Origin of the sequence: Acutalibacter muris (assembly GCF_002201475.1) — a bacterium.
Lineage (GTDB): Bacteria > Bacillota > Clostridia > Oscillospirales > Acutalibacteraceae > Acutalibacter > Acutalibacter muris.
Map to the genome: position 1 here is coordinate 3,695,393 of NZ_CP021422.1, position 21,222 is coordinate 3,716,614.

Genomic DNA, 21,222 nt, shown 5'->3' on the forward strand with positions numbered 1-21,222 from the left:
AGAATTGAATAGGCAGATCTGAATCACTCTTTGAAATACCGGGGAATTTTGGAAATTTTTAAGGAGTGATTTTTGTGTCCGAATTTATGGCAGCGGCCTATCTGCGGCTATCCTATACCAATGACAGGACGGCGGAAAGCGACAGTATTCAGAACCAGAAGAAGCTTATTGAGGACTATATCGCCACCCACCCGGAAATCGAGCTGGTCTCGGAGCGTGTGGACGACGGGTACAGCGGCGTTCTGTTTGACCGGCCCGCGTTCCAGGAAATGATGTCCGACATCATGGCGGGGAAGGTCAACTGCGTAATCGTGAAGGACCTCTCCCGGCTGGGCCGCGAGTATATCGAAACCGGGCGCTATCTGCGCCGGATTTTCCCCACCTGCGGGGTGCGGTTTATTTCAGTCAATGACAATATCGACACAGCAAACGAGAACAACGGCGACGACCTGAACATCAGCATGAAGAACCTGCTGAACGATACCTACTGCCGGGATATTTCCGTCAAAACCCGCAGCGCCCTGCTGACAAAGCGCCGTAACGGCGACTATGTGGGTGCCTGCCCCATCTACGGCTACCGCAAGGACCCGGATAACCACAACCGGCTGGTAATCGATGAGGACGCTGCTGGAATCGTCCGGGACATCTACCGCCACAAGATAGATGGAGCTAGTGCAAAAAGGATAGCGGAGGAGCTGAACCGGCTGGGCGTTCTTTCTCCTATGGCCTACAAAAGCAGCCGGGGCTTACCCCACCCCACCGGCGGCTTTGCGGATGTGCCCGGCGCAAAGTGGTCCGCCCGGGCTGTTCTGCGGATTTTGCAGGAGGAAACCTACACCGGCGTTCTTCTGCAAGGCAAACAGGAAACCTATAATCACAAGCTGAAAGATATTGTTCAAAAGCCCCCGGAGGAATGGGTACGCACTGAGAACGCCCATGAACCCATAATTTCAAAAGGGGATTTTCATCTGGTGCAAAAGATACTGAGCCTTGACACCCGCACTGCGCCGAACGGAGAGGCGGTCTATCTGTTCTCCGGCCTGCTGATCTGCGGTTCCTGCGGCGGGCGCATGACCCGCAAGACCAATACCGTGAACGGCAAAAAGTACGTTTACTATCACTGCCCCACCGGCAGAAAAAACGGCTGCACACACCCTGTTATGCTGAAAGAAAGCGACCTGACCGCCTGTGTGCTGGAGAGCCTGCAGGCCCATATCCGTAGTGCCGTTTCCCTGGACAGGCTGCTGGACAGCATTAGCGAGGAGGAGATCGGCCGGGAGGAGATCGCAAAGTTCAAGGCCCGGATTGCCGATAACGAGGTAAAGTTGGAGGAAGCGCGGCAGTTCAAGGCCACGCTCTATGAGAATTTCATCGGCGGCTTCATTGACAAAAAGGACTATCAGGACCTGAAAAGCCTCTACACCCTCCGTGCCCGGCAGGCGCAGGAAGCAATTTCGCTCCTGCGTGAGGAGATGGAGCGTACCATAGACAATTCCGGCGACCGCCTGCGGTGGATCCAGCATTTCAAAGAATTTTCAAACATGACCACGCTGGACCGGCGAGCGGTGATTGCACTGATCCAGTCCATCCGTGTGCTGGGAAAAGAAGATTTACAAATCACCTTCCGCTATCAGATGGAGTATGAAAAAGCGCTGGAACGGCTGGCACAGGCTGTCTCTTTGGCAAAGGAGGCGGTCTGATTGGCGAGGAAAAGCAGGAAAAATCAATCCCCCGGCGTTAAGCAAGCTTCACAGGTGAAGGTCTGGCGGGCGGCGCTCTATATCCGTTTGTCCGTTGAGTTCAACGGCAGGCGGGGCGATTCCCTGGAAACCCAGCGGCAAATCATGGAAGCGTATATCGCCCTCTGCCCTGACGTCGAGATTGCCGGGGTATATACAGATAACGGCACCACGGGCCGCACCTTCGAGCGGCAGGCCTTTCAGCAAATGCTGTCCGATGTGGAGGCGGGGAAAATCAACTGCATTGTGGTTAAGGACCTTTCCCGGCTGGGCCGGAATACCATCGACACAGGCTATTATATCGAGAAGTATTTCCCCCTTCACGGGGTACGGTTTATCTCTGTCAACGACCAGTTTGACAGCGAGGATTCGCAAAACAATGGCAGTCACCTGATTGTGCCGCTGAAAAACATGATTAACGAGGCGTATGCCGCCGACATCAGCCGGAAGGTACGCTCCCAGCAGAGACAGTCCATGCAGGAGGGGCAGTTTATTGGCGGGAGAGCTCCATATGGGTATCTCAAAAGCCCGCAGGATTGTCATAAGCTGCTTATTGACCCTGAGACTGCGCCGGTTGTGCGTCAAATCTTCCAGTGGGCGGCTGATGGAGTTGCCGTAAACAGAATCGTCCTGAATCTAAACGAGCAGGACATCCCCGCTCCGGGACAATACAAGGCCAGTATGGGCATAATCACCAGCAAGAAACTAACAGGCGGCGGCAAGTGGCAAACCAGGACGCTTCATAGAATACTGACCGATGAGGTCTATCTGGGCGACATGGTGCAGGGGAAGACTCGCTCTGTCGGGCATAAGCAGGTGCCGGTTGATGAGAGCGAGTGGGTTGTGGTCCGCGGTACCCATGAACCGCTGGTAAGCCGGGATTTGTTTGCCCGGGTCCAGACCGGCCGGGCCCGGATGGCGGAGAAATATACACAAACCGCAAAAGAACCGTATAGCGTAAACATTCTGCGGGGGCGGGTGTTCTGCGGCGGCTGCGGTAAGAACCTCCATCGCCAGCGGCGCAATAGGGACTATTACGTTTATCATTGTATCTCCAATGAACGCATAGGTGAAGGCTCCTGTACCGCAAATATTTATATGAGCGAATCGGAACTGTTCAGCCTGATTCTGACCGTAATCCTAAAGAAAGCAGAGGCGGTGCTGGGTGAAAGCCTGCGGCTGAAGCAGTGCGGCGGCAAAACTGCCGCGCGGAAAGCAAAGACGGACGCAGAAATTACAGAACTGCGGCGGCAGACCGAAAGACACAGGGAACTGCTTGCCGGTTTGTATGAGAGCTTTGTGAAAGGGGTTCTCACACAGACGGAATATTTTGAGCTGAAGGAGGACTATAGTAATAAAATCAGCGGTGCGGCGGAGCGTGTCCGGCAGCTCCGGGCACAGCAATCGGAGCTTGAGCGGCAGCTGGAGGAATACACCGGCATTGCCGATAAGCTGGCGGCGGTAGGCGAGGACACGGAGCTCACCGCGCAACTGGTTGCCAAGCTGATCCAGCGGATTACCGTGAACGGCCCGGAGGATGTATCCGTTGACTTTACCTTTGACAGCGGCTTTGAACGGGTCAGGGAGGTGCTGGCAGATGAGTAGTTCTATCGGCCTGTACATCCGGCTTTCTTCCGAGGACAGCAAGGTGGGCAGTATGAGCATTGAGAACCAAAAGCGCGCGCTCCATCAGTATGTTGACGCTAGGGATTGGGCCGCAGGGATGGAGGTTTTGGAGTTCGTTGACAATGGGTACAGCGGCGCCAGCTTCGAGCGTCCGGCAGTCCAGGAGCTGCTCGGGATGGTGCAGGAGGGCAAAATCGGCTGTATTATCGTTAAGGATTTCACCCGCTTCGGGCGCAACAGTATTGAGGTCGGCTACTTCATGGAGATGGTGTTCCCGCTCTATGGAGTACGGTTCATCTCGATAAACGATGACTTTGACAGCGCACAGCTTCATGGTGATACCGGTGGGATAAATGTGGCGTTTAAGTACCTGATCAGCGAGTTTTACAGCCGCGACCTGTCAGTGAAGTATAAGAGCGCGAAGTACGCCAAGTTCAGGCGGGGCGAGTACCAGAGCAGGATTTGTCCCTACGGCTATCAGAAAGGCGCCGATGGGCGAATGGAGCCGGACCCCGAGACTGCGGAAACTGTGCGGTTTCTTTTTAGCATGGCTGCTACCGGCAGGAGTACCACAGATATTATCAAAGTGCTGTTTGACCGGCGAGTACCAACCCCAGGTGAGTATAAAGCCTCAAGGGGGCAATGTTATCATGACATTTCTCGGACACATGGTATTTGGCAAAGGTCTGCTATCCTAAATATTCTGCACGACGAGCGCTACACTGGCACTTACATTATCGGAAAACGACAGAGAGTAGAGATAGGGAGTAATCATGTGCGAATGAAAGATGAACGCGAGTGGATAAAGATACCAGACCATCACCCGGCTATCATTTCAAAAGAGCTGTTTTCTCAGGTTCAGGCGGCGATCCGCCACGTCAAAAGCGAGAAGAAAAAGGTGGCACAATATCCGCTTAAAGGCAAGGTGTTCTGCGGCTGCTGCTTTCATGGGCTGCAGAGAATTGGCAAGAAAGGATATCGCTTTGCTTGCACACATTCTCAAGTGAACGAGAGCGCTCCCTGCCATGGCTTGGCAATCTCTGAGCAGGACTTGGAAAATTTGCTTTTAAAAATTCTCAGCAAGCAGGCCCAGGCGATTTTGAATCTGCCAGACCTTTCCCATACAAGGCGGTTGGATGTGGAGATTGCAAAGCAAACTGAGTACGGCGGGCAGATTGAGGAATATCTGGACCAAAAGCGGCTGTTATATGAGCGGTTTCTCTTGAAACAGATAAGTTTAGAGGATTACACTTCTCAGAAAGCAACGGTTGACCGGGAACTAGAGCGCTTGCGGGAGTTACATACAGCATTGAAAGTACGGACTTCGCAAATACAGATTGACGCAAAAACACAAAGCGCCCGGACAAAGCTGGCGCAGGAGGTAGTAGAGACAGGCAAATTAACGGCTGAGTTAGTTGATTCCTTGATTGACAAGGTTTATATCTACCCCGGCAATCGGGTGGAAATCCTTTGGAATATGCAGGATTTTTGCTTAGGAGAATTTTAGCTGGCTCAGTTCATAAAAAACTTGAAAAAATTTGTGTCTTGGGCTTGACATTTGGGTGCCGGAGCGTGTGCGGCGTCATTACTTTAGGTAAGGCTTCTTCGTGGCACTTGTTGTACTTCTTCACAAGCAGCCGAAACATGGTGTCGTAGTTCGGTGCCGTTTTCGGGTTGCCGTCCCGGTTGAGGAACAGGAAACCGCAGTAACCGTCCACGATAATGTCCTTTGCGCCCTTGCGGTTGGCAAGCACACGCTTTAACGCTTCACAGACTTTCTCGCTCATGGGGATTTGCCGGACACCGCTTTCCGTTTTGGGCTTCTCAATGTAGTAGCCCGTTTCCTTGCTCCTAAGAAGCTGGTGGTCTACTGTGATTGTCCTGCCCTCAAAGTCAAGGTCGGCGTCGGTCAGTCCGCAAAGCTCGGAAATCCGCAGCCCTGTCCCCAGCAGTATCACGATCTCGTCATAGTATTTCTCATAGACGCTATCGCTCTCCACAAAGGCCAGTAGGCTTTCTTCCTGCGCTGGCGTGAGAGGTACCTTTGGCACCGTCGTATCTTCCAGAACGGTGTTAAGCTGGAAGTCAAACGGATTCTTGCGTATGCAATCGTCCTGTATCGCCGTATAAAAGGCTGCTTTCAGAGAACGCTTGTCATTGCTGATAGTTCGGTAAGCTATGCCCCGATCTCTCATGCGTAAAGCCCATTCTTTCGCGTCGGACATTTTTACGCTCTCAATCGGACACGCGCCCAGCGGGTCGCTCTCCAATAGCTTCATCAGCCGTTCCCGGCTCTTTACGGTGTTGTGCCGCACATTTCCCCGGTGGCGGTTCTGCTTCGCATAGAGCTGGCAGACCGTCATTTTTTTGCCGATAGGGTCTATCCCGTCGTCAAGGTCTTTCTGGATTTCCTTTTCCTTTTCCCGTAGGGATATGTCCTCCCGTTTTCCGGCTGGGGTCTTGTCCGTAGGCACTAACTTCCATGCGTAGACGAATTGCGGTTTTCCAAAGGTATCAACGTATTTGTAAGCATATCGCCCGTCTTTCCTCTGGCTCTCTCCTGAACGCAAAATACGGTTTTTGCTGTCCCGTCTTTTCTCTGACATAATGCGCTGCTCCTTTCCAAAGACGGAAGCCTTTTTGAGCGGCAAAGCTGCCGCCGAGCTGCAAGACGAGGCCGCAATGCAAACGGCAATCGGGAATGAGATTGCAACGCTTACGAAATCGTGGGGGAGCGAAAAACTGGAAATTACGATTGAGTATGTTTTTCGCTGCGAAAATCCGCCGGATGGGACCCCGAACGGCAACGACACACCAGCCCCCAATACGGAAACCCGACAATCCGAATATGGTACAAAAGAGGACTACCAATCCCTGCTCGCTTTGAAAACGCCAGACTATGCCAGCATGAGCGTTGCAGATTTCAACGCAAAGTTGCTGGCATGGGCTAACGAGGATTTTGGCCGAATGGAACGGATTGACGCTGATATGCTATGTAATGATTTTCAAGTGAGTTTCAGCGAAGAAGAACTTGCGTTTATTCGACTGACAGTATTTCTGTCTGGAACTGAAAATGGTGAGTTTGTGCAAAGCAATTACACAGGCGACCCTATGGTAGCCCCGGCCTATCAAGAGAGCTTGCCGCAGAAAGTGGATAAGTCCAACGAAAAAGCCCCTATGTGGTGCGACTTTGGCTATCGCTTCTTGTACCACATAGCAAATCAGGAAACGCTGACGGTTGGAGAGCGAGATCGTTGTATCGGCGGCATGATTACCGCCGTAGAGAAGTTTTGGAATGACACAACGCTTGATGATCTGCTCACTATGACGAAAGATGATGTGATTTCCTGTACTTCTTCGCGTTCTTGCCTTTTACATAGACGGCAAGCCGGATAAGGAGCGCACCCGCAATCCCGATTAAAAGGTCTGTCGGGTGGAAGCTGGGGGCTGCGCTGGAAAAGGCGGCGGTAAAGCCCTCGCCCATGTGCAGCAGCTTTTGGCTTGCGTCCGCACCGGGGGCAAGGCGCACCGCTTCGCCCAGCTTGTCAAAGAGGTAGACAAAGAGAAGATAGGGGGCGTTTAGGATAAGCTGCTTCTTGATTTCCGGCTTCATAGGGATTCCTCCTGCACCTTGTTTTTCACCTTTTGACGGTTGGTGTTGAGCTGCTTTGCCTTGTCCCGGAACGCTGCCAGCACCTTACGGATAGACGGCCTTTGCTCCTGTGTCAGCTTCCTTGCGGAAAACTCCTTAAAAGCGGCGGTCAGCACGTCGGCGTCCCGCCCTTTGAAAAACACAAGGTAGCGGGGCGGGGTTTCCGTGGCGTCCTTTTTCAGCGCGTAATCAATGCCGTACTTTTTCGCCGTACTCTCAAAGGCTTTGATATTGCCGTCGGTGATCTCGATATTGGAAACGCCCGCGTTCTGCTTCATAAGCTGGCGCAAGGTCTGTTTTCCGTGGGGGATTGCCTGTTTATCAACCTCTTTTTTTACTTGTGAAAGTACCTCTTTCATGGCCTTTTGCAGCATTTCGGCGGTGAGCTTCGCCCCCTTGATGGACAGGGCCACTACTTTTTCGTTGACTTCATCTTGCAAATAACCACCTCGCTTTTAGGTGGGAATGGGGCAGGATTTATCTGCCACGTTCCCCGATGTCAGTCAAAATGTTCAGATTTTTTGATGTTCTGTGCCCTGTGGGGTACAGCTCGTCAAATCCGTACCCGCAGACCGCTCAAATCCTCGGCGCGGATTCCGACAAGATACCAGTTTGCGCCGTACTCAATGCGGGTGGGCTTCCACTTGTGGCCTGTGAACACTTCCAGCGCGTCGCCGCAATGCAGCCCGCCATAGTAGTCCCCCAGCCCAAAGCGAATATCGTAGCGGTCGGTTCGCTCGTCGAAAATCAAGGCTCCCTGTTTCATGTTGTACGCTCCTTTCAGATTTGTCCCGTCGCCATATCATGGGCGACAAGGGCGGTGTAGTAGCTTCCCATTGTGCTGGGGGCATTGAACAGCACCGCCAGCAGATATTTTTTGATATTGCGGATTTTCGTAGTGTTCTCCCGCATACAGTCCATGACAAACTCAATGTGACTGCTATTGAGTTTCAGCAGCTTGGCCTTTACCAGCTCGGCGGGGTAGTCGTCCCCGGCCACCCGGATAATTTTGCGGGCCGTGCAGACGGTTTCCACCAGCAGTTCCACAATGCCGTCCAATTCCTCCGGGTCAATCTTGGAGTAGCGCAGGAGATGTTCGTACTCGATATTCTCCTTAATGATCTCCCGATAAAGCTCAACCGCGCTCTGTGTTGCCGCTTCCTTTCGCTTCCGTTCCGGCGGCTCTGCCGCAGCGTCCCCGTAAGGTGAGGGGTCAGGGGAAAGGATAGGAATGGAATCGGTACTTGGTAAATCCGTAATTGATTGTTCTTTTTTTGGTAAGTCAGTTCTTGATATATCTTTATTTAATTGCGTTGGATTTTCCAACGTAGGTTTATCCAATGTAGGTTTTTCCTGCGTTGGATTATCCAATGTTGGATTTTCCAACGTAGGTAAATCTGATGTAGGCGGCTGCGGCTGTTCGTAGATCACATACTCCGCGCCCCGCAAGCGGCCTTGCCGTATCGTAATTCGCCATATCCTGCACCCACATCTTGGAGGTAATGAACAGTTCCTCTCTGGTGCAGATGCCCTCGTCAATGGCCTGCCGCACAGCCTCGCCCACCGCATCCTCGTTGGTGTAGCTGGCGGCGGTGTCGATGAGCCGGTAGCCCGCCCGGATCGCGGTCAAAACGGACTGCCTGCATTCCTCCTTGTCCCGCACCTGGAACACGCCGAAGCCCTCCTGGGGCATTTTCACTCCGTTGTGCAAGGTTACATATTCCATATGGATTCCTCCGTTCGTTTTGTTCTTATCTATATTTTAACACGTTTCCCGCAAAAGAGAAGTTCCAAAAAGTTCATCAGTATATACCTAAAGGTGTGCGCTCACTTGTTTATTTTCGACCCTCCGAACACCGGCAGCTCCATGCCGTCCAGCGCCGTGTCGATGGTGGCGATCTTGCTTTCGCTCAATTCGATTTCCCCGGCCCCCAGATTCTCTCTCAGCCGCTCTATCTTGCGGCTGCCGGGGATGGGCACGATGTAGGGCTTCTTGCACAGCATCCAAGCCATGGAGACCTGAGCGGGCGTGGCGTTCTTTTCCTCTGCCAGTCTGCCCAGCAGTTCCATCAGCGCCCGGCTCTTTTCAAAACCCTCCGGGGTGTACTGGGGCATTTTGCTCCGGTAGTCGGTGCCGGGTTCAAACTTGGAATCCACTGTGTAGGCCCCGCTCAAAAAGCCGTTTGCCATGGGGGAGAAGGCCACAAACCCTACGCCCAGTTCCTCCAGAACCGGAAACAGGCTCCCGTGCCAGCGGGCCATCAGGGAGTAGCGGTTCTCCACGGCAGTGACGGGGCAGACAGCGTGGGCGCGGCGCAGGTAATCCTCGGTGGTCTCGGAGATGCCCCAATGCTTGATTTTGCCCTCCCGGATAAGCTCTGCCATGGTTTCGGCTACTACTTCCGGTTCTACTTTGGGGTCGATGCGGTGCTGGTAGTATAGGTCAATGGCGTCCATGCCCAGCCTTTTCAAGCTGCCCTCCACGGAGGCACGGATGGTGGCGGGGGAGCTGTCTAAAATCAGGCTTTGGTCGGGGGCGTGGTGTACCCCGCACTTGGTGGCGATGACCACCTTGTCCCGCACGTCACGGAGGGCCTCGCCCACCAGCTCCTCGTTGTAGGAGGTGCTGCCGTCGGGGTTCACGCCGGTGTAGCACTCAGCGGTGTCGAAGAAAGTGTAACCCATCTCATAGGCTTCCCGGAGGGTCTTTACGGCCACGGACTTCTCGGTGGGCGCGCCGCTGGCGTGGGAGAACCCCATGCAGCCCAGGCCCACAGCGGATACCTCTAAATCGTTGCCTAAAATGCGTGTTTCCATCGTATTATCTCCTTTTCAATCAATGGTGGAAGCTGGTGAAGGTGACAGGCTCGCGCTCCGGCAGGCCCACGTTTTCCTTGCCCCACTGGATGGATCTCATCAAAAACGCCATGTTCTTTCCCAGGGTGCGCATGGTCTGCAGTCCCTCTTTATCCTCCAGGACTTCCTCGGCAGAGCCGCCATGCACCATGTTCCAATACTGGCTGGTGGCGATGGGCATATTGTTCATGGAAAAATACTTGTTGAGCACATCAAAGGTAGCGGTATTGCCGCCCCGCCTGCAAGTGACCACCGCCGCGCCGACCTTCATGGTCTTGTCGATGTTCAGCGTGCTGAAAAACAGACGGTCCATAAAGGAGATGGCCCCGCCCGCCGGGGAAGCAAAGTACACCGGCGCGCCTATGACAAAAGCGTCCGCCTGGACCAGCTTGGGGGCCAATTCGTTGACGATATCGTCAAACACGCATTTGCCGGTCTCGTGGCACTTGCGGCAGGCAATACAGCCCCGCACCTCCTTGTGGCCAACGTGTACGATCTCCGTTTCGATCCCCTGGCTTTCCAGCGTCTTTGCCAGTTCGGTCAGGGCAGTGTAGGTGCAGCCTTTTGCCCTAGGGCTGCCGTTGATGAGTAATGCTTTCATGATGCTTCCTCCCGGTTTTCCCTCTTGTGAGGGCTGTTTTTATCTTGAAATCATTTTAGCACAGGGCAGGCATATTGAGAAGTTCCAAAAAGTTCATCTGTATATACCTTTGGGTATATACAGAGAGTGGCGGCACAGCCTCATACAAGCTGTGCCGCCATATACAAAAGGTGGTTCTTATAATCAGGTTGTCGGGTTGAAAACATCCAAAGGATAACAATATATTTTAGTGACCGTATCCCGTGTGGCGTCACGCAGTTCCTTTTTAAGCTGAAAACCTGCCTCCTCAAAAAGCTGTCCAAAGACCGGGTGATAGTATGCCGCCCAAATATTTCGGTTACGCTGATCCTGGCTTTCTACCAATCGATTGATAACCTGCTGGAAAGTTGCAGCTCCAAATGGATTGTAAAAATAGAACACATCGTAATCCTGATACCGGTCAAATTCTACCGCATCGGCGGCTATGCAGTCCACCTCCAACTGGAGCTTGCGCATATTCCTCCGGGCGATCTCCAGCAAATGTTCATCTAAATCCAGTCCGGCAACTTTCCGATACCCCAGTTCCGCCGCACATTTCATGCACATCCCCTTCCCGCAGCCGATATCCAAAAAGGCAGATTCACTTGCCTTTACCGGAATCGCTTGCAGGATTCGTTTCATGTCCTGTGCGTCCGTCATACTGTAGCCGTGAATCTCAGCCTGGCTTCGTTGGATATCGCCCACATATACCATGCTGAAATCCAGTCCATGGAGCCTTTCGTCTATCGTGTTTATGAGATATTTCCCCCACCGCCTAATACGGACAGGAAATGAGTAATTGCTCAAAATTGACCTCCTATTTTGTCCTGTTTCGTTATATACCGCAGCCACAGCCCACCGCCGTTTACCCTCTCCACCTCTTTCAGAGCGAAGGCAAGGGGCTTTCTCTCCGGCAGGAAATCTGCCTTTTCAAAGATAGACACGGCGCTGGTGCTGCCGTCGGCCACCGGGGCCATGACGATGCTCACCTCGTCCAGCAGGCCAGCCTGGGCGAAGGACCAGTTCATCAGCCCGCCGCCTGCCACCATCAGCTTTTCAATGCCGAACAGGGTTTTTAGCTTGTGCAGGAGCAGGGCGCAGTCCAGGGTATCTTCTCCCGCAAAGATATAGCTGATGTCAAACTGCCGAAGGTACGCCAGATACCGGGGGTCAACCCGCTCTGTCAGCACCTCTATCACATGGGCACGGGGACGGCCTTTCTTTTCGATATAGCCGGACTCCCAGCCCAGCACGCCCGCCGGGTCAACGGACACAATATAGTTCTGCACCTCCGATGGGGCCGCATAGTCCTCCATGGGATAGGCGGGGCTGTCCGGGAGTTCGTCTGGCGCACGGCCCGCCGAGTAGCCGCCCAGCATGGTGGTTGTCCCATAAAGGGTGGCATCACAGCCGTAAAAGCCGCGGATCTCGCTATACTTCGCCAAAGCCGGGCCGCACTCTGGGGCCGACATATAGGCTCCGTCGATTTTACCGTCCAAAGATGTAAGCATATGACAGACCACAAAAGGTTTTTCCATGGCTTTCCTCCTTAATCCAGGCCCAGGCTGTTGGCCCAGTCAATCACGGTTTCCTCACAGTTTACCACGTCGCCACGGGCAATGGAGAGTGTGTTCTCGCTGACCGTGGCCCCTGGCTGCAGGGCGGCAATGGTGCCGACCGTGTTGGAGAACCCGCTGCCGCCGTGGGTCACAAAGGGGATGATGGATTTGCCCGCGAAGTCGTATTCCTCCAGAAACGTATAGACCGGCATGGGCAGGTCGGCCCACCAGTTGGGGTAGCCCAGGATGACGGTATCGTACTGGTCAATATTTTCAAGCTGGGTGGCAAGCTCCGGGCGAGCCTCCTGGGATTTTTCGTCCGCCGCCTGATCCACCAGAGGGTCATGGTCCAGCGGATACTGCTGCACAGTTTCGATCTGGAATAGGTCGCCGCCGATGGTTTCCTGCACAGTTTTTGCCACAAACTCACAGCTCCCCAGCTTCACGCCGTCCCGCATCATAATGCTTGCCCCGCTGATGGCATCCACCCCGGCGGTGTCCACGTCCTCCGGCATGGTGAAGTAGGCGATGAGGATGTGTTCGGAGGAGGCTTCTGCTTCGCTGCTCGCCTGGCCCTCCGAAGAAACCGGGGCACTGCTCTCCGAGGATTCCGGCGCAGATGATAATTCTTGGCTGTCACTAACGACCAGACTGGGTGTAGATGGAGCGGAGGAGTTCCCCGCGCCGCTATCCCCGCAAGCCGCCAGTACCAGCATGAAAGCCAGTAAAAGTGGGATGATCTTCTTCATAGACCGCCCCTCAACCCAAACTGCTGACCCACGCGGCCACATCCTCATCGGACACAGAGGATTGGAACCGCTGGCCCTCCTGCCAGTCGCCGGTACCAGCCATGTCAGCCAAAAGCTGGCCGCTCTCCCCCAGGCCGGAGCTGCTGGAGGTGCAGAAGGGAATAACCGTCTTGCCGGTAAAATCGTTGCTCTTGATGAAGCTATTGACAGGCCAAGCGGCGATGCCCCACCAAATGGGATAGCCAACATAAACCGTATCGTACTCGGCCCAGTTATCTACGGTGGTGCTCTCCAATGCGATATCCCGTAGGCTCTCATCGTCATGCTCCTGGTTGACACGGCTGCCATCGGCAGTCCAGTCCAGATCTTCGTCAGTATAGGGAGTGACAGGTATCAGCTCGAAGGTGTCGCCGCTGGTAGTGTTTGCGATAGCCTGGGCCACCCGCCCGGTATTGCCGCTGGCAGAGTAGTAGACCACCAGGGTCTTGCCGCCCTCGCTGGCAGGTTCCGGCGTAGGCTCGGCGGTAGGCTCTGCCGTGGGAGTGGGAGCCTCAGTGGGCGCAGGAGTGGGTTCCGCGGTCGGTTCTGGTGTGGGGGTGGGGGCAGGGGCCGTAGTCGCGGAACTGCTGGAGCTGCTGTTGGCAGTGCCGGAATTGCAGGCGGCAAGGCTTACAATGCAGGCCAGGCACAGGATAATTGCAAGAATTTTCTTCATTTTCTATTCCTCCGTTTCTAATTTGTCATAGCGTTCTATTGTGATCTCCCCATCGTACTCGGCGAAGATTTCTTCGCCCTCATCAATTTTCCCAAAGTGGATGATCGGCACATCGGTCATGTCCCGCTCTGGCGCGTGGAAGATGGCTACCGCGTTCCCAGTGGGCCAGTAGGCGAGCCCACCGGGAACATACACGTTGGTAAGTTCCTCGTCACTCTCAATGCGCTCGTCCAAAACGAACGCTTTTGCAAAATCCGCCGGGGGCATGATCTCTTTGGTGATGGGCAGCTGTTGAGATATACCCCGGCCGCAGGGGGTGTCATACAATACCCCATATACTACGTCCTCACCAGCAGTGATGCGGATTTTGTGTAAAACCTTCGGCGGTATTGCGCTGGTGCCTACGGCAATCCCTGTGCCTACTGAACCGACAGGCATTTCCTCTCTGGAGTAGGCTCCAAAGCACACCAGCCCCAGCAGCACCGCCAGACACAAACTCAAAACTCGCTTCATAAACATTCCCGGAAAATCTCCAGAATTTCCTCATGGGTCATAACCTTATAGGCCCCCGGCACGCAGGCGCAGGAATCGGCGATGGCTTTCAAATCCGTGCTTTCATCCACGCCCAGTTCCCGCAAAGTGGTGGGCAGGCCGATCCCCTTGATAAAGGACGCCAGGGTTTCTACGCCCATCCGGGCCAGCTCCCTTTCCGAGCGGCCCTCGGGACGTATGTCCCAGACCTTGGTGGCAAACCGGGCAAACTTCTTCGCCCCGTGTTCGCAGATGTGCCGGTAGTAGACTGGGTGCAAAACCGCCAGCCCCTCGCCGTGGTTGCAGTTGGTATATGCGCCCAGCTGGTGCTCCATCTGGTGGCACTCGAAATCGCACTTCTTGCCCAGCTTGATGACGCGGTTCTCGGCCATAGTGGCCTCCCACATGAGGTTGCTCCGGGCGATGTAGTCCTCCGGGTCCTTGATGGCCGCCCGGAGGTCGCGAATCACCCCGCGCATGAGGGCCTCCATGATGTCGTCGGAAACATTGGGTTCGTCGGGCGCGCTGAAGTAGGTTTCCATGATGTGGGACAGGGTGTCAAATCCGCCGGAGATCATCTGTCGCACAGGCACCGAGTAGGTATAGGTGGGGTCCATCAGCGCAAATTTGGGGTTGAGCTGGGGGTAGTCCCGGCCCGTTTTCACCTTTAATTCCTCGTTGGTGATGACCGCCCCGCCGTTCATCTCGCTGCCGGTGCCTGCCGCCGTGACCACGACGATCAGCGGCACAGGCTCAAAGTCTATCACGCCCGGGCGGCCCCAGAAGTCGGCCCAGGCGTCGCCCTCGTACCGTGCCGCCAGGGACACGGCTTTGCAGCAGTCCATAACAGAGCCGCCGCCCACGGCTAAAATCAGGCCCACGTTGTTTTCCCGCACAAGCCGCGCTCCCTCCTGCACCTTGGCGTAGGTGGGGTTGGACATGATGCCGGAAAACTCTGCCACCCGCTTGCCGGACTTTTCAATGGCGGCGGTGATCTCATCATACACGCCGTTCTTTTTGATGGAACCGCCGCCATAGGCCAGCAGGACGGTGTCTGTTTCGCAGTTGCACTTGCACAGGCAGGAGAGGTATTCCTTCACACAGCCCTTGCCGAAGATGGCCTTGGTCTTGTTTTCGAAGATGAAGTTGTTCATAAATCTCTCACGCTTTCTTTTATTTGTTGTAGCCCAGCTCCGTGACCCAATCCACAATTTCCTGCCGCGCGTCCTGGATACTGTTGCGGGAGATGGATTTTCCGTTCTGGCTGACCGTGGCGTCAGGCTCCAGCCCGGCAATGGTGCTTACTGTGCTGGAAAAGCCGCTGCCGCCGTGGGTGTTAAAGGGGATGATGGTCTTGCCGCTGAAATCGTTCTGCTCGAAGAAGCTATACATGATCATGGGCATATCTCCCCACCAGTTGGGGTAGCCCACAAAAACCACATCGTAATCCTCCAGGTTCTGTACGTTGGCTTTCAGCGCGGGACGGAAGCTCTGCGCTTGCTCCTCCCGGGCCTGAGCCACCAGTGTGGTATGGTCGGTGGGGTAGGGCGTTTCCGGCTCAATGCGGAAGATATCCGCGCCTGTGCTCTCTTGGATCACATAGGCCATGTACTGGGTGTTGCCCAGCACCTCGCCGTTGATGACAACGGTGCTGTTGGCTTCTTCGGTAGTCATGTTGTCAGGGTTGGTGGTCTCAGGCATGGAAAAGTAAGTAACAAGAATTTTCTGTTCCTGGGGTTCGGGGTCAGGGGTCACAGCGGGCGCTTTGAGGTCAAGTCCCGCGGCCCAGCTCCTCACGGTGGACTCGCTGGCCCCGCTCTGGAACCGCTGGCCCTCCTGCCAATCGCCGGTGCCTGCCATTTCCGCCAGCAGGGTACCGCTCTGCCCCATACCGGAGCTTGTTGACGTGCAGAACGGAATGACGGTCTTGCCGGTGAAATCGTTGTTCTTTACAAAATTGTTGACCGGCCAAGCGGCAATCCCCCACCAAATCGGGTAGCCGATGATAACATTGTCGTACTGCTCCCAATTCTCCACGGTGTCGGCTGCCAGGGCGATATCCCGCAGGCTCTCGTCCTCATGCTCACGGTTCACCCGGCTGCCGGGGGTAGTCCAGTTCAGGTCGGCAGAGGTATAGGGGTTGACAGGGGTAAGTTCAAAAATATCCGCGTCCAGCTCGTCGGCAATGGTATTTGCCACACGCTCGGTATTATTGCTGGCGGAGAAGTAGACCACCAGCGTGTTGCTTCCGGAGGGTGTGGGCGGTGTAGGCGGCGTGGGTTCCTCCCCTTCCTTGTACTGGGCATAGTTCATGATCATCGTGGCAATCTCAGCGCGGGTAGCGTTGCTCCTGGGGTCAAAGCGGTTGTTGCCCTTGCCGCTGATGATGCCGTTGGCCCTGGCCCAATCCACCGCCGTGCTTGCGTAGCTGGCGATGCTGGATTCGTCCGCAAAATCCTGCGCGCTTGCGGCGGGGCTGCCCTCATAGCGCCACAAAACCGCTGCCACGTCCTGCCGGGTAATGCTGTCGTTTACCCCAAACCGTCCGTCGCCATAGCCGCTGACTACGTTATTCTGCGCCGCCCAGTTTGCGGCGGTGGTGTAGTAATCCTGGCGGACATCGGTGAAATTCGCGCTGCCACTGACCGTTGGCGAACCGGCATAGCGGTACAGAATGGTCACCAGCATGGCGCGGGTGGTGTTGGTGTCGGGGGAGAAACGGTTATTGCCTGTGCCGCTCATCAGGCCGTGGCTCTGGACATAGCTGACAGCGTTTGCGTACCAGGCATTGTCCGCCACGTCGGTAAAGCCTCCGGCGGCAAAGGCCGGGACTGCCAGGCTCAGCATAAGTATGAATGCTAACAAAAGGGAAATTGCTTTTTTTATGTTTTTCTTTCCTTTCCTTGGGTTTGTGGGTCTATTATAAACCTTGGTTTTGGCGTTGAGAAGTTCCGATTGGTTATAGGGTGTATACCTTTGGATTATAACTGGATGTAGGAAATGTTGCGTTTTTTGAGAGGTTGTGCTATACTGGCCGTGGATAGCACTTGGCAAATCGGGATTTCTGCAAGATTTTCGCACTGCAAGGAGAAATTGTGATGGTGAGATACACAAATAAATTGAGACTCACGTTATGGGTTTCCGTCGTATATGTTTTATCGTTTATATGCTATGTGCCTACATTGCTAAAACAGAACGGAATTATCATGCCCAATGGACTATTGTACTTAAAATACTTATATGTGTGTATTCCCGCTATGGCTACTATTTTTCTGCTGATTTGCGAGCAGAACGTCAAGGGATACTTTACGCGAATGTTTTCAGGGAAAATAACAGTCAAATATATTTTAATAGAGCTTATATGTATGGTTGCAGGTATATTTGATTGTTATTTCTATTCGTTCATAGTGAAAACTGACGTATTTAAAAATACATATTTGACAGGAATATCACTAATAACAAACTGTATATATCTGCTAATAACCGCGTTTGTTGAAGAAATAGCATGGAGAGGATTTTTGCTAGAACGCCTTCCTTTTAAGAAAAGCAAAAGTGTTCTTTTTGTCGGTGCCGTTTGGGCAGTGTGGCATATACCAATGTGGATAATCAGAAATTCATTGGGCATGGAACAAATTGTTTATCTTTGTATATGGACATTACTTGTTTCCGTTGTTTTGGGAATAACCTATTATCAATGCAGAAATATACTGCTTATTGCCATTTTGCACGCAACTTTTAATATCTGTTATTTAGCGCCAACACAATATAACATTGTTGTATTAGCGATCATAATTCTTGTTGGTATTCTATTGTATAAAAGATCAGGCGAAAATTCAGCTTGATAAATTAGATTTTGCTTGGTCGTGGTTCTTCCGAACAGCCCACCGTAAGAAACGAGACTCCCCAGGAAGTCTCGTCTTTTGTATCAGCATAAATATTTGAAATTATAGCTGGTTTCCCGCAATCGCCGTCCGCACGGCCTTCAAAAACTTTTTTACCGTCCGGGAAGGCTCCGGCGAATGCAGCAGGCCATAGGGAATGGAGTGGTCCCACTCCACCGGGATCACCTTCAGCAGCGGGTGGACGTTTGCCCAGGGGGGCACCACCAGCAGCAGGTCGCTGCCGTTTTCGCAGCGGTTGAACACGTCCATGCGGTACAGGTCGAAGTCCACGATGTTCACCTGCGGGTGCTCCTGCCAGAGCTCATCCCGCAGCTCGTCCACGTAATTGCTCCAGTTGCGGTGCATCATCAGCAGGTTTTCCCCATACAAGTCCTGCACAGCGAGTTTGGTTTTTGCCGCCAACGGATGGTAGATGGACACCGCCACGCACAGCGGCTCCCGCGACATTTCAAATCCCGCACAGCGCCGCAGGTTCAGCATGGTTTCATCGAACACCCCGGCTACCACGTCGATGTCCCGGCCCAGGTTGGCCAGGATCTCCCTGGCGTTTTCCGGGGAGTTTTCAAAGGGCACCATCTGGAACTTGATCTCCGGGCACTGCTCATGGATGGCGGGCCACAACTCCATCAGGGCCTGGGCCGGGGTCATGGGCGAGGTGCCGATGCGCACGATATCCGTGTCCCCCTGCATGGCGTTTTTGGCCCGGCTGACGGAGTCTTTGCAGTATTGGATGATATATTTTGCGTCTTTATACAGCGACACCCCGGCCTTTGTAAGCGTGAGGCCCCGATGGGTGCGTTCAAACAGCTTTACACCCAGCGCATCCTCCAGGAGGTTTATCTGCTTGATGACCGCCGTGGGCGTGATGAACATCTGCTCCGCCGCCTTGCTGAAGCTGCCCGCGTCCGCCGCCGTCAGGAAGGTGTCCAGTTGGGGATTATACATATTTTAATAGACCAAAGCGGTGAAGGAGAACTGCACCAGCTTCCATTCATTCTCCCGTTGGACATACACTTCGGTAACGGCAAAGTGGTGGGTGGTGGGCTTGCCGCCCAGCAGCAGGCCGTAGTTGCAGTCAGTGATGACGATGGCGGTATCGCCCCAGAGCTTTGCCTCCTGCTTGTTGAGGAGGATTTCCGTGGGCTTGAATACCCCATCGAAAAAGGCCTTCATCTCTTCCTCCATGCCGCAGGTCACACCGATATGCACGAACATACACCCTGGGTCGGCAATGGATTCCATGCCGGTAACGTCGGCCTGTTCCAGATACTTCCAGAATTTTTTGGATACTTCTATAATCTTTTCTTCCATTTCGGATGCTCCTTTATATATAATTCGGTTAGTATATACCTGTAAGTATACACTGAATAGACTCATTTAGCAAGAGTTTTTTAAGGTACCTGTCTTTCCCAAAAATCTGCAGCCCGGTTAAGCCACCCCTCTGCCACTGTTCCGGTGCCCAACCCGAACCCATGGGGCAGTCCCTGGAACACTTCGATCTCCGCGTCCGTATCGCTCTGTTTGATCCGCTGGATACGCCGCTCCATAGTGCTGTAGCTGGCGATCCAGTCGTTGGTGCCCACACAGGCGTAAGTGGGCGGCTCCGTGCCCAGCACCTCCGAATGGCCCGTGTACTGCATAATGACCGCGCCCGGCTGGGGGTACTCTCTTTCGCCGAAAGCCGCCGTACCGTAGGAGCCAAGATATGCTGCCATCCGCGCCCCCGCCGAGCCGCCCCAAAGGGAGTAGCCCTCCACGTCAACCTCCAGCTCGTCCGCATGGTCGTGGATATAGGCAATAGCCCTGGCTAAATCCTCGCAGGCGGTCTGTGCGCCGGGACGGTAAATAAGCGCGAAGGCATTGTATCCCTTTTTGCTCAACTCCAGCGCATGGGGGAAGCTGTCGTGCATGGCCCCCACATAGGCGAACCCGCCGCCCGCGTTGCAGACAGCGAATTTGGCCCCAGGCTCTCCCCTGAAGAAGAACAGGCCGGTATCTTCTTTGGAGGCGGCGGCTTTTTCCTCGTCTGTGTAAATGTCGTAGAAAACCGGATTGCCCACCGCTGCCTGTTCTTTCAGGTAGTTGCAGATTTCCACTGTCTTGTCCGGGTCGATGTAGTTGTACCAGGTCAGACTCAGACCGCCCAGCGTATCTCCGCTGAAATAACCGGAATCAACGGGGAAGATGAGCCGCCCGTAATCCCCAAAGGCAGGGTTGCCGGTGACTTCTTCGATTCGGGTATTCACAGTGTATGGCTCGGTAACGGGCACCTCGCTCCCTCCTTCCAATGCCCCGCTGCCACAGGCAATCAGGGCGGCTATCCCGGCAGAGATCAGGGAAAATACGGTTTGATTCATAGTGCCCACCTCAACACCCAAAAACTGCCGCCGCGCGGGCCATATTACCCATGGCGTCGATCCCAAAGGGACACCGCTTGGTACAGGAGCCGCACCGGATACAGTCGCCGCCGTGGGTGGCCAGAGCCGTGTATTGGCTGCGGATCTCATCTGTCAAACCTTTTTCTGCCAAATCTGCCAGCTTTGTCACCTGGGCGATGTCAATGCTCTTGGGACATGGCTGGCAGTGGTTGCAGTACATACACTGGCCGTGGAACTTTCCCGCGAGGCTTTCGCTTATAATGCTCAGATCCTTTTCTTCTTCTGTGGCGGTCAGCCATGCCAGGGATTGGTTCAATTCGTCTACGCTGGCAAAGCCCGGTACCGGACAGGCCACCGCGGGAAAGGACAGCGCATACTGGACACACTGTACCGGGGTCAGCTCCAGCAGCCCACTGATAGGGCCTTTGCTGCCTTTGAGAATATTCCCCGCCGCAAAAGGCTTCATGGCAACGATGGGGATCCCCCGTTTCTCACATTCCGCATACAACTCCTGCTTGGTGGGATAGGCGGCTTTTTCCTCATCGCTCAATTCTGCAACTGCGCAGCCTTTCATGCGGGCGTCGGCGGAATCCTGGGGCAGAAGGTTGAACAGCGGGTTTACCAGGAACATCAGTACCTCGATTTTCCCGCTTTTCACCGCTTCCAGGGCTATTTTCGTGTTGTGGCTGCTGATACCGATAAAGCCTGCCCTGCCAGCGTTTTTCAGCTCTTTGGCATAGGCGTACATCCAGCCGTTCAGGATCTCGTCTTTAAGCCTGTATTGCCAAAATCTCTGTATATCATGTTGATGCTTCCTTTGATAGTTTCCATTCCATTATAAAGGCTGTGCGGGGAGTTGAGAAGTTCCGATTGGTTATATAGTGTGAACCTTTGGG

Annotated in this window: 21 protein-coding genes and 3 pseudogenes; 5 read left to right on the top strand and 19 right to left on the bottom strand. The window is 54.1% G+C overall.

Annotation, left to right across the window (positions count from 1 at the left end; translation table 11 throughout):
- Positions 1-74 precede the first annotated feature (74 nt).
- From ADH66_RS18980 to ADH66_RS18990, 3 genes are read left to right on the top strand one after another with little or no spacing between them, the layout of a single operon-like run.
- Positions 75-1,700: a recombinase family protein gene (locus ADH66_RS18980; protein WP_407922904.1), complete on the top strand. Its 1,626-nt coding sequence runs from the start codon at positions 75-77 to the stop codon at positions 1,698-1,700.
- On the top strand, positions 1,701-3,344 hold the full coding sequence (locus ADH66_RS18985) for a recombinase family protein (RefSeq protein ID WP_066537574.1): 1,644 nt from the start codon (positions 1,701-1,703) through the stop codon (positions 3,342-3,344).
- Positions 3,337-4,872 carry a recombinase family protein gene (locus ADH66_RS18990; protein ID WP_066537572.1) on the top strand — a complete coding sequence of 512 codons (1,536 nt, stop codon included), beginning with the start codon at positions 3,337-3,339 and terminating at the stop codon, positions 4,870-4,872. Before ADH66_RS18985 ends, ADH66_RS18990 begins: the two co-directional genes overlap by 8 nt.
- Before the next feature lie 55 nt (positions 4,873-4,927).
- Here the strand turns inward: ADH66_RS18990 and ADH66_RS18995 are convergent.
- A pseudogene (locus tag ADH66_RS18995) lies at positions 4,928-5,971 on the bottom strand (integrase DNA-binding domain-containing protein); the annotation flags it as partial.
- A 34-nt stretch (positions 5,972-6,005) separates the two neighbouring features.
- Between ADH66_RS18995 and ADH66_RS19000 the strand changes: the two are divergent.
- The gene (locus ADH66_RS19000; RefSeq protein ID WP_088364485.1) at positions 6,006-6,761 is read left to right on the top strand and encodes a hypothetical protein; all 756 of its coding nucleotides are present in this window, start codon (positions 6,006-6,008) and stop codon (positions 6,759-6,761) included.
- Here ADH66_RS19000 and ADH66_RS19005 read toward each other — a convergent pair.
- The 14 genes and pseudogenes from ADH66_RS19005 to ADH66_RS21535 form a co-directional block, all read right to left on the bottom strand.
- A pseudogene (locus ADH66_RS19005) lies at positions 6,706-6,978 on the bottom strand (conjugal transfer protein TraG); the annotation flags it as partial. The gene ADH66_RS19000 and the pseudogene ADH66_RS19005 overlap by 56 nt on opposite strands.
- Positions 6,975-7,457: a PcfB family protein gene (locus ADH66_RS19010; RefSeq protein WP_066537568.1), complete on the bottom strand. Its 483-nt coding sequence runs from the start codon at positions 7,455-7,457 to the stop codon at positions 6,975-6,977. The pseudogene ADH66_RS19005 and the gene ADH66_RS19010, both read right to left, overlap by 4 nt.
- Before the next feature lie 113 nt (positions 7,458-7,570).
- Entirely contained in the window at positions 7,571-7,783 is a 213-nt protein-coding gene (locus tag ADH66_RS19015) for a DUF5348 domain-containing protein (RefSeq protein WP_066537557.1), read from the bottom strand.
- Between the two features lie 14 nt (positions 7,784-7,797).
- Positions 7,798-8,475: pseudogene (locus ADH66_RS19020) on the bottom strand (DUF6017 domain-containing protein); the annotation flags it as partial.
- Complete coding sequence (locus ADH66_RS19025) at positions 8,381-8,743, bottom strand: aldo/keto reductase (RefSeq protein ID WP_330397638.1); 363 nt, start codon at positions 8,741-8,743, stop codon at positions 8,381-8,383. The gene ADH66_RS19025 and the pseudogene ADH66_RS19020, both read right to left, overlap by 95 nt.
- Before the next feature lie 101 nt (positions 8,744-8,844).
- Complete coding sequence (locus tag ADH66_RS19030; protein ID WP_066537554.1) at positions 8,845-9,834, bottom strand: aldo/keto reductase; 990 nt, start codon at positions 9,832-9,834, stop codon at positions 8,845-8,847.
- A 19-nt stretch (positions 9,835-9,853) separates the two neighbouring features.
- Positions 9,854-10,474: a flavodoxin family protein gene (locus ADH66_RS19035; RefSeq protein WP_066537551.1), complete on the bottom strand. Its 621-nt coding sequence runs from the start codon at positions 10,472-10,474 to the stop codon at positions 9,854-9,856.
- 183 nt (positions 10,475-10,657) lie between these two features.
- A complete protein-coding gene (locus ADH66_RS19040) occupies positions 10,658-11,299 on the bottom strand; it encodes a methyltransferase domain-containing protein (protein WP_066537548.1) in 642 nt (213 codons plus the stop codon).
- Entirely contained in the window at positions 11,296-12,030 is a 735-nt protein-coding gene (locus ADH66_RS19045; RefSeq protein WP_066537547.1) for a RibD family protein, read from the bottom strand. The genes ADH66_RS19040 and ADH66_RS19045 overlap by 4 nt, the downstream gene beginning before the upstream one ends.
- A gap of 11 nt (positions 12,031-12,041) precedes the next feature.
- Positions 12,042-12,800 (bottom strand): flavodoxin, encoded by a 759-nt coding sequence (locus ADH66_RS19050; RefSeq protein ID WP_066537546.1) that lies wholly within the window; start codon positions 12,798-12,800, stop codon positions 12,042-12,044.
- A 10-nt stretch (positions 12,801-12,810) separates the two neighbouring features.
- On the bottom strand, positions 12,811-13,515 hold the full coding sequence (locus tag ADH66_RS19055) for a flavodoxin (protein ID WP_066537544.1): 705 nt from the start codon (positions 13,513-13,515) through the stop codon (positions 12,811-12,813).
- Positions 13,516-13,518: 3 nt separating this feature from the next.
- Entirely contained in the window at positions 13,519-14,028 is a 510-nt protein-coding gene (locus ADH66_RS19060; protein ID WP_157767232.1) for a cyclophilin-like fold protein, read from the bottom strand.
- Positions 14,025-15,200, bottom strand: a complete 1,176-nt coding sequence (locus ADH66_RS19065; RefSeq protein WP_066537540.1) for an iron-containing alcohol dehydrogenase — start codon at positions 15,198-15,200, stop codon at positions 14,025-14,027. Before ADH66_RS19065 ends, ADH66_RS19060 begins: the two co-directional genes overlap by 4 nt.
- A 19-nt stretch (positions 15,201-15,219) precedes the next feature.
- The gene (locus ADH66_RS21535; RefSeq protein WP_207653015.1) at positions 15,220-16,893 is read right to left on the bottom strand and encodes a flavodoxin; all 1,674 of its coding nucleotides are present in this window, start codon (positions 16,891-16,893) and stop codon (positions 15,220-15,222) included.
- A 518-nt stretch (positions 16,894-17,411) separates the two neighbouring features.
- Here ADH66_RS21535 and ADH66_RS21275 point away from each other — a divergent pair.
- On the top strand, positions 17,412-17,888 hold the full coding sequence (locus ADH66_RS21275) for a CPBP family intramembrane glutamic endopeptidase (RefSeq protein ID WP_236757146.1): 477 nt from the start codon (positions 17,412-17,414) through the stop codon (positions 17,886-17,888).
- 102 nt (positions 17,889-17,990) lie between these two features.
- Here ADH66_RS21275 and ADH66_RS19080 read toward each other — a convergent pair whose 3' ends face one another.
- From ADH66_RS19080 to ADH66_RS19095, 4 genes are all read right to left on the bottom strand, one after another.
- Positions 17,991-18,893, bottom strand: coding sequence for a LysR family transcriptional regulator (locus tag ADH66_RS19080; RefSeq protein ID WP_066537536.1), 903 nt, complete (start codon positions 18,891-18,893; stop codon positions 17,991-17,993).
- Positions 18,894-18,896: 3 nt separating this feature from the next.
- Positions 18,897-19,259, bottom strand: a complete 363-nt coding sequence (locus ADH66_RS19085; protein ID WP_066537533.1) for a nuclear transport factor 2 family protein — start codon at positions 19,257-19,259, stop codon at positions 18,897-18,899.
- Positions 19,260-19,339: 80 nt separating this feature from the next.
- Positions 19,340-20,305: an alpha/beta hydrolase gene (locus tag ADH66_RS19090; RefSeq protein WP_169714855.1), complete on the bottom strand. Its 966-nt coding sequence runs from the start codon at positions 20,303-20,305 to the stop codon at positions 19,340-19,342.
- A 10-nt stretch (positions 20,306-20,315) separates the two neighbouring features.
- Positions 20,316-21,074, bottom strand: a complete 759-nt coding sequence (locus tag ADH66_RS19095; protein ID WP_066537531.1) for a 4Fe-4S dicluster domain-containing protein — start codon at positions 21,072-21,074, stop codon at positions 20,316-20,318.
- Positions 21,075-21,222 lie beyond the last annotated feature (148 nt).

Excerpts from the sequence above, each read along its gene's own strand:
- ADH66_RS19030 (WP_066537554.1), bottom strand. The coding sequence starts at position 9,834 with ATGGAAACACGCATTTTAGGCAACGATTTAGAGGTATCCGCTGTGGGC.
- ADH66_RS19055 (WP_066537544.1), bottom strand. The coding sequence starts at position 13,515 with ATGAAGAAAATTCTTGCAATTATCCTGTGCCTGGCCTGCATTGTAAGC.
- ADH66_RS19085 (WP_066537533.1), bottom strand. The coding sequence starts at position 19,259 with ATGGAAGAAAAGATTATAGAAGTATCCAAAAAATTCTGGAAGTATCTG.
- ADH66_RS19080 (WP_066537536.1), bottom strand. The coding sequence starts at position 18,893 with ATGTATAATCCCCAACTGGACACCTTCCTGACGGCGGCGGACGCGGGC.
- ADH66_RS19090 (WP_169714855.1), bottom strand. The coding sequence starts at position 20,305 with ATGAATCAAACCGTATTTTCCCTGATCTCTGCCGGGATAGCCGCCCTG.
- ADH66_RS19060 (WP_157767232.1), bottom strand. The coding sequence starts at position 14,028 with ATGAAGCGAGTTTTGAGTTTGTGTCTGGCGGTGCTGCTGGGGCTGGTG.
- ADH66_RS19065 (WP_066537540.1), bottom strand. The coding sequence starts at position 15,200 with ATGAACAACTTCATCTTCGAAAACAAGACCAAGGCCATCTTCGGCAAG.
- ADH66_RS19045 (WP_066537547.1), bottom strand. The coding sequence starts at position 12,030 with ATGGAAAAACCTTTTGTGGTCTGTCATATGCTTACATCTTTGGACGGT.
- ADH66_RS21535 (WP_207653015.1), bottom strand. The coding sequence starts at position 16,893 with ATGCTGAGCCTGGCAGTCCCGGCCTTTGCCGCCGGAGGCTTTACCGAC.
- ADH66_RS19025 (WP_330397638.1), bottom strand. The coding sequence starts at position 8,743 with ATGGAATATGTAACCTTGCACAACGGAGTGAAAATGCCCCAGGAGGGC.
- ADH66_RS19035 (WP_066537551.1), bottom strand. The coding sequence starts at position 10,474 with ATGAAAGCATTACTCATCAACGGCAGCCCTAGGGCAAAAGGCTGCACC.
- ADH66_RS19050 (WP_066537546.1), bottom strand. The coding sequence starts at position 12,800 with ATGAAGAAGATCATCCCACTTTTACTGGCTTTCATGCTGGTACTGGCG.
- ADH66_RS19095 (WP_066537531.1), bottom strand. The coding sequence starts at position 21,074 with ATGTACGCCTATGCCAAAGAGCTGAAAAACGCTGGCAGGGCAGGCTTT.
- ADH66_RS19015 (WP_066537557.1), bottom strand. The coding sequence starts at position 7,783 with ATGAAACAGGGAGCCTTGATTTTCGACGAGCGAACCGACCGCTACGAT.
- ADH66_RS21275 (WP_236757146.1), top strand. The coding sequence starts at position 17,412 with ATGGTTGCAGGTATATTTGATTGTTATTTCTATTCGTTCATAGTGAAA.
- ADH66_RS18990 (WP_066537572.1), top strand. The coding sequence starts at position 3,337 with ATGAGTAGTTCTATCGGCCTGTACATCCGGCTTTCTTCCGAGGACAGC.